Origin of the sequence: Mesorhizobium sp. M7A.F.Ca.US.005.03.2.1, from assembly GCF_003997795.1 — a bacterium.
In the GTDB taxonomy this organism is placed as follows: Bacteria; Pseudomonadota; Alphaproteobacteria; order Rhizobiales; family Rhizobiaceae; genus Mesorhizobium; species Mesorhizobium ciceri.
In genome coordinates, this window is sequence record NZ_RZRP01000296.1 from 1 (window position 1) to 6,803 (window position 6,803).

Here is a 6,803-nt window from a genome sequence, read left to right on the forward strand (position 1 = left end):
TCATGACACTTCGGGCGCACTGGTCGGCTTCGACGTCGAAATCGCCAAGGCGATCGCCGACAAGCTCGGCGTCAAGGTCGAATTCCTCGAAGGCAAGTGGGACGGGCTGATCGCCGGCCTCGACGCCAATCGCTATGACGCCGTCATCAACGAGGTCGGCATCACCGATGCCCGCAAGGCCAAGTACGACTTCTCCGATCCTTACATCGCCTCCAAGGCGGTGCTGATCGTGCGCGGCGACAACACAGACATCAAGACCTTTGCCGATCTCAAGGGCAAGAAGTCGGCGCAGTCGCTGACCTCGAATTTCGGCAAGCTGGCCGAAACGAACGGCGCCGAGCTGGTCGGCACCGATGGCTTCGACCAATCGATCCAGCTGCTTCTGACAGGCCGTGCCGACGCCACGATCAATGACAGCCTGTCGTTCCTCGACTTCAAGAAGCACAAGCCCGACGCCAATGTGAAGATCGCCGCGCAAGAGGAAAACGCCGACTATTCCGGCGTCATCGTGCGCAAGGGCGATCCGGAGCTGGTCGCGGCGATCAACAAGGCGCTGGCCGACATCAAGGCCGACGGCACCTATAAGAAAATCTCCGACACCTATTTCGGCCAGGACGTTTCGAAGTAATCTATGAGGCGGGGCGCTCCGCGGCCCACAGGACATATCGAGCGGCGAGTCGTCTTTGACGGTCCGCCGCTTTTGTCGTGATATGTCGCGCCTCGACGAAGCCTCGACTTATTTGGAGGGTCTTACGTGCCGCACTGGCTGCAACTGATGCTGGAGTCGCTGCCTTCGCTGTTGTGGGCGGCGCTGATCTTCACCGTGCCGCTGACGCTGTTGTCCTTCGTCCTTGGGCTGACCGTTGGGTTGGGTGCGGCGCTTGCCCGGCTGTTTGGTCCGAAACCGCTGGTCGCGCTGGTGCGCTTCTATGTCTGGATCTTCCGCGGCACGCCGCTGCTGGTGCAGCTGTTCCTTATCTTCTACGGCCTGCCGTCGGTCGGTATCCTGCTCGACGCCTTCACGGCGGCGTTGATCGGCTTCACGCTCAACATCGGCGCCTACACGTCGGAAATTATCCGCGCGGCCATAGGGTCGGTGCCGAAGGGCCAGTGGGAAGCGGCCTATTCGATCGGCATGACCTGGAGCCAGGCGATGCGGCGCACCATCCTGCCGCAAGCCGGCCGGGTCGCGGTGCCGCCGCTTTCCAACACCTTCATCTCATTGGTCAAGGATACGTCGCTGGCCGCCGCCATCACCGTGCCGGAGATGTTCCAGGCGGCGCAGCGCATCGTCGCCACCACCTATGAGCCGCTGATCCTCTATGTCGAGGCGGCGATCCTCTATCTGGCGCTGAGTTCGGTGCTGTCGGCCTTGCAGACGCGGCTGGAGACCCGGCTCAACCGCTATGGCGGCTTCCTGGAGGCACGCTCATGATCGGCCTCAGCAACATCGAAAAGCGCTTTGGCGACAATCTCGTGTTGAAGGGCGTGACGGTCACCATTGCCGAAGGCAGCGTCACTGCGCTGGTCGGCCCGTCGGGCGGGGGAAAGAGCACCCTGCTGCGCTGCATCAACCTCCTGGAGATCCCGACCTCGGGCACGGTGCGCATCGGCGACGAGACGCTCGAATTCCATCCTGGTGGCAGGGTTCCGGCCAGGGATATCCAGCGCCTGCGGCTGCAGACCGGCATGGTGTTCCAGAACTTCCAGCTGTTTCCGCATCGCACCGCGATCGAGAACGTCATGGAAGGGCTGGTGACGGTGCTGAAATGGGCGCCTGAGAGGGCACGCGAGCGGGCGCTGGCTCTGCTGGAGAAGGTGGGGATGGCGCACAAGGCCGACGCCTGGCCGGCGACGCTGTCGGGCGGCCAGCAGCAGCGCGTGGCGATCGCCCGCGCCTTGGCGCCGTCGCCGAAAGTGCTGCTCTGCGACGAGCCGACCTCGGCACTCGACCCGGAACTGGCGCAAGAGGTGGTCGACGTGCTTGGCAAGCTCGCCAGTGAAGGCACGACCATGGTGATGGCGACGCATGATCTGCGCCTCGCCTCCAAGATCGCCAAGGAAGTGGTGTTCCTCGATGCCGGCGTCGTCGTCGAGAAGGGACCGGCCGCGGTGCTGTTCAACAATCCGGAGCAGCAACGGACGAAGCGGTTCATTGCGACGCTGAAGCAGGAGGCTGAGAAGGAAGGCGGCGGCGGGTAGGCGCGGCCTAGGGTCTGTAGAATTCGGGCGATGGCCCCGAAGGCGCGCCGGTTCCGGTATATCTTGCCGGATGCGCGAGCAGGCCGTCAGCCATCCTTCGGCATATCGGGCCTTGCCGCCAGCAGCCGCTGAAATTTCACCGTCAGATCTCCCCCGAAATCGCGGCTCTTCATTTGCAGGTTCAGATATGATGGCTGACGAGCGCCACGCCAAGTCCGATGAGGATCGAACCGCATGTCTTGGGGATCACCCATCCGGCGCCAGTGAACCGGCCAACGGCGAGCGAGGCGATGCCGACCGCCGCAAGGTCGGCCATCGAGAAGATGAGATTGACGATGATGCCGAGGATGAGGAACTGCAACCCGACGGCCATGCCGGCTGACGGATCCACGAACTGCGGCAGGAAGGTCAGGAAGAACAGTGCCGTCTTGGGATTGAGGATCTCGACGACCATGCTGTCGCGAAATGTGTTCGGGGCCGGCCTGGCACCATCCTCACCCATCCGGTTCCAGCCCAGGAACATGGCAAGGCCCAGCGAAATGAGATATGCGGCGCCCGCCCATCGGATCACCAAGAAAGCGACCGGCGCGTGTTCCATCAGTGCGGCGAGCCCGACCGCCGCGGCCAGGATGTGCACGTAACAACCAAGATGGACACCCAGCGCCGCCATCAATCCCGCCTGACGGCCATGGGCCAGCGTCTGCGCTGTCATGTAGAGAATCGCCGGTCCTGGCATGCAGGCGAAGGCGAGCGTTGCGAGGGCGAACGGAATCCAGAGATCCAGCGATGGCATGACAGCTCCTCCCATGATCAAGCCGTGGGAGGAGTAGGCCGGGGGGCAGGCCGAAAACATACGGCGGATGCCGTATTTGGATGATGATCGGGTTTGGCTAATCTGCCGATGGTTAAGGGGACGTTGCCGGGTTGCCCATTGTCGCGGCTGCGATATCAGCCGGTGGGCAATCCCAGACGAACCGCGTAGGCGGTCAGTTCGGCGGTGTTGTGGAGACTGAGCTTGCCCATCAGATTTTCGCGATGTTTGCGAGCGGTCGGCAGGCTGATGCCCAGTCGTTCGGCGATGTCGCGCGTGATCATGCCTTGCGCCACCAGTTGAAGGATCTGCCGTTCGCGCCGCGTCAGCGGTACCGGGGACAGGATTTCCTGCGCGGCTATCGGCTCGCTTTCCCTGCCTATATCGCTGACCGCGAAGCGAACGGTTTTCGCCAGATAGGTGCCTCCGTTCTTGACCGCTTCGATGGCAGCGCCGAGTTCCTCTGGATCGCCATCCTTGGTCAGGTAGGCGTTGGCGCCGGCGCTGAGCGCGGCGCGTACTGTCCTCGGCTCGACATTGGCCGTCAGCACCACGATCCGCAGGCGTGGCGCCAAGGTCCTGATGGTGGCGATAAACTGCATCCCGGTCACACCTGGCATGCCGAGGTCGAGGATCAAAAGGTCGGCGCGCGTGCTTCGCAGCTGGCCAAGCAGCGCCTCGCCATCCGCAGCCTCGGCGACGACCGAGATATTGTCCATAGCCGAGATAAGCAGCTTCAGCCCCTCGCGCACGATGGCATGGTCGTCGGCGAGTATGGCGGTGAGCGAGCGGTTCATCGGGGCACCATCCAGGGCTGCAGCGGCGTATATGGATCGATCGCCAACTTATGCGAAACAGGTTGCCGGTAGATCAACGGTACCGGGGAAGACCGGCCGGAGAATTACTTGGGACAATTGGAGGGATTCGATGCAGGAAGACAAGATACGCCAGGCCCTGGTCGAACTCCTGTATCGCAATTCCTACGGCGTGGTCATCTCCAACATCGTGATCTCGATGGCGGCGGTCTATGTTCTGAGAACGGCCGTTTCCGCCAATTGGCTGATCGGCTGGCTGGCGGCGCTGTATCTGCTGACGGCTATCCGGGTGCTGGCGTCGCGCCGTTTTTTCAGCCGCTCAAGGGATCGCGGCTCGATCTTGCGCTGGGCATGGCTGGCCACGGCGTTTTCCTGTATGTCGGGCCTTCTGTGGGGGGTGCTTGGCTGGGTCGGCTTTATGCCCGAGGCGCCGATCGTGCTGTCCTTCACGGTCATCGTCCTGACTGGTCTCGTCTGCGGTACGGTGCCGTCGCTGTCGGCCTTTCCGCCGGCGCTGGTCGGTTCCATCCTGGCCACGGTGGTGCCGGTCGCCTTGCGCTGCTTGACCACCCAAAGCGATATTTCCGGCGCCTTCCTGTTCCTGCTCGCATCGCTGGTGGCGATCAATTTCTACTACTGCCGTATCACCTACCGCATGCTGCGCGAAACCGTCAGCCTGCGACTGGAGAACGAAACGCTGGTCGAGCACCTGCAAGAGGAACGCGACAGGCGCAGACCGCCGACCGTGCCAAGACGCGTTTTCTGGCGGCGGCGAGTCACGATCTGCGCCAACCGATCCATGCCCTGAGCCTGCTGGTCTCGACGCTTGCCATATTGGGGCAGCGCGGCGACGTACCCTCCGGCGAGGCGCGCGATCTGGCCAGCCGGGCGAAATCGGTTGTCAGCAACTTCAGTGGGCTGCTCAACGCTTTGCTCGATATCTCGCGGCTCGATGCGGGCATCGTCACGGTCGCGAGCGAGGCGGTGCCGCTGCGCGACCTCTTTGGTGATCTTCGCAATGAATTCGCCGCCGAGGCAAAACAACGCGGACTTACGTGGCGCGTGGTAGACAGCAGTCTCTACGTCGACAGCGACCCGATGATGTTGAAGCGCATCCTCAACAACCTGATCTCGAATGCCCTTCGCTACACCAAGCAAGGTGGTGTCCTGCTGGGCTGTCGCCGGCGCGGCGCATGTGTGGAGATACAGGTCCTCGACAGCGGCCCCGGCATCCCCGCCGATCAGCAGGGGATGGTCTTCGAGGAGTTCGTGCAGTTGCAGAACCCGGCGCGGGACCGCACGCAAGGCCTGGGACTCGGGCTCGCCATCGTTCGCCGCACCGCCGAGCTGTTGGGGCACCCCCTGAAATTGGCTTCGACGTCCGGGCGCGGTTCCCTGTTTTCCATCACCGTCGCGAAGGCCGGCGCGGTGCAAGCTCGCTTGGAGGTCGACACGACATCGCCGGCCAGCAGTGCCGCCGGCATCATGGTGGTCGAGGACGAGGGCGACGTTCTCGATGCCATGGTGCGCTTGCTCAGCCTGGAGGGACATCGTGTCTATCCCGGCCGCTCCGCCGCAGAGGCGCAGGAGGCCCATACGGCGGCGCTGGCTGCCGGCGATGCGCCGGTCGACCTGATCATCGCAGACTACCGTCTCGAGAATGACACCACCGGCACCGACGCGATCCGTGCGCTTCACGCCCATATCGGCCGGCTTGTCCCGACCATCATCATTACTGGCGATACGTCGCCGGCGCGCCTCAAGGAGATCAGCGCCAGCGGCAGCCGCATCCTGCACAAGCCGATCGCCGACGAGGAATTGCGCGAGACCATTGCCGCGGTCTGCTTTGGCGGCAAGGCGATAAGTGGCGACACACGTTAAAACGAAACGCGCGCTCGACGGCTCGGCGCGCCGGCAAGCCGCGATGCAGCACGCTGGTGCGCAGGGCCTACCAACATCGAAGCTGCCGCCCGAAAGCAAAAGAGGCCCCGGTCAAACCGGAGCCTCCAATCGTTTCTGGCAGGATTTCTCGAAAGGTGAGAAAGATCAGGCAGCTTCTTCCTGCTCGGCCTCTTCATTGTCGGCCTTGGCGCCACGCTTAGGGCCCTTGTTGAGGTTGACCTCGATCAAGCGCACGGCTTCGGTTTCCGACATGCGGTTGACGGCCGCGATCTCGCGGGCCATGCGGTCGAGCGCCGCCTCGTAGAGCTGACGCTCGGAATAGGACTGCTCCGGCTGGTTGTCGGCGCGGTAGAGGTCACGCACGACTTCCGAGATCGAGATCAGGTCGCCCGAATTGATCTTCGCATCATATTCCTGGGCGCGGCGCGACCACATGGTGCGCTTGACGCGGGCGCGGCCCTGCACGACCTTCAGCGCGCGTTCGACATAATCCTCTTCCGACAGCTTGCGCATGCCGATGGAGGTCGCCTTGGCGACCGGCACCTTCAGGCGCATCTTGTCCTTCGAGAAGTCGATGACGAACAGTTCCAGCTTGTGTCCAGCAACTTCCTGCTCGTCGATCGAGACGATCTGGCCGACGCCATGCGCCGGGTAGACGATGTACTCGCCGGTCTTGAAACCGTGACGCGCAGCGGTGGACTTCTTCTGCGGGGTGATCGTTGCCATTGCGCACTGAACTCCTTGTTGTGGTACCGGCGTCCTGCCGGCCCGAACTCGCGCGATCGGAGAAACCGACCGTTAGCCGCACAACAGATGAACCCATCGGAAAAGCCGGACCGGCAAACCGCAACATCGCGACCGCCTGGCCCAGATCGCTCTGGTCCGAATGGGATTTTCACCTTTCAGTGATTTGGGGCGTCTGCGCCATAAATCGACGTTGTGTCACCGGCATGTTTCGCTGATGTAACACAAAAAGTCGGAAGAATCAAGGTTTTGCTGCATACGCGAAGGCCACAACCCGGCGCCGGCTGTCAAGCCGGTTAATGTGACGTGCCTCTTACCCTGCGTAATAC

At 62.9% G+C, this 6,803-nt stretch carries 8 protein-coding genes; 5 read left to right on the forward strand and 3 right to left on the reverse strand.

Going from position 1 to position 6,803, the window contains the following annotated elements; translation table 11 throughout:
* The 3 genes from EN991_RS17605 to EN991_RS17615 form a co-directional block, all read left to right on the forward strand.
* Positions 1-628, forward strand: a 628-nt coding sequence (locus EN991_RS17605; RefSeq protein WP_164769157.1) for an amino acid ABC transporter substrate-binding protein, incomplete at its 5' end; no start/stop codon positions are given.
* A gap of 126 nt (positions 629-754) precedes the next feature.
* On the forward strand, positions 755-1,435 hold the full coding sequence (locus tag EN991_RS17610) for an amino acid ABC transporter permease (RefSeq protein WP_013529174.1): 681 nt from the start codon (positions 755-757) through the stop codon (positions 1,433-1,435).
* Positions 1,432-2,202, forward strand: a complete 771-nt coding sequence (locus EN991_RS17615; RefSeq protein WP_013529175.1) for an amino acid ABC transporter ATP-binding protein — start codon at positions 1,432-1,434, stop codon at positions 2,200-2,202. Before EN991_RS17610 ends, EN991_RS17615 begins: the two co-directional genes overlap by 4 nt.
* 181 nt (positions 2,203-2,383) lie before the next feature.
* Here EN991_RS17615 and EN991_RS17620 read toward each other — a convergent pair whose 3' ends face one another.
* Positions 2,384-2,995: a LysE family translocator gene (locus EN991_RS17620; RefSeq protein WP_024502939.1), complete on the reverse strand. Its 612-nt coding sequence runs from the start codon at positions 2,993-2,995 to the stop codon at positions 2,384-2,386.
* Positions 2,996-3,150: 155 nt separating this feature from the next.
* Entirely contained in the window at positions 3,151-3,810 is a 660-nt protein-coding gene (locus tag EN991_RS17625; RefSeq protein ID WP_013529177.1) for a response regulator transcription factor, read from the reverse strand.
* 130 nt (positions 3,811-3,940) lie between these two features.
* Between EN991_RS17625 and EN991_RS40940 the strand changes: the two genes are divergently transcribed.
* The gene (locus tag EN991_RS40940; RefSeq protein ID WP_245460992.1) at positions 3,941-4,636 is read left to right on the forward strand and encodes a hypothetical protein; all 696 of its coding nucleotides are present in this window, start codon (positions 3,941-3,943) and stop codon (positions 4,634-4,636) included.
* Entirely contained in the window at positions 4,633-5,709 is a 1,077-nt protein-coding gene (locus tag EN991_RS40945) for an ATP-binding protein (protein ID WP_245460991.1), read from the forward strand. The genes EN991_RS40940 and EN991_RS40945 overlap by 4 nt, the downstream gene beginning before the upstream one ends.
* A gap of 165 nt (positions 5,710-5,874) precedes the next feature.
* Here EN991_RS40945 and EN991_RS17635 read toward each other — a convergent pair whose 3' ends face one another.
* A complete protein-coding gene (locus EN991_RS17635; protein ID WP_013529179.1) occupies positions 5,875-6,456 on the reverse strand; it encodes a CarD family transcriptional regulator in 582 nt (193 codons plus the stop codon).
* Positions 6,457-6,803 lie beyond the last annotated feature (347 nt).

Bases quoted from the DNA above. Each gene is read 5' to 3' on its own strand.
- EN991_RS17620 (WP_024502939.1), bottom strand. From the start codon at position 2,995: ATGCCATCGCTGGATCTCTGGATTCCGTTCGCCCTCGCAACGCTCGCC.
- EN991_RS17615 (WP_013529175.1), top strand. From the start codon at position 1,432: ATGATCGGCCTCAGCAACATCGAAAAGCGCTTTGGCGACAATCTCGTG.
- EN991_RS17625 (WP_013529177.1), bottom strand. From the start codon at position 3,810: ATGAACCGCTCGCTCACCGCCATACTCGCCGACGACCATGCCATCGTG.
- EN991_RS40940 (WP_245460992.1), top strand. From the start codon at position 3,941: ATGCAGGAAGACAAGATACGCCAGGCCCTGGTCGAACTCCTGTATCGC.
- EN991_RS17635 (WP_013529179.1), bottom strand. From the start codon at position 6,456: ATGGCAACGATCACCCCGCAGAAGAAGTCCACCGCTGCGCGTCACGGT.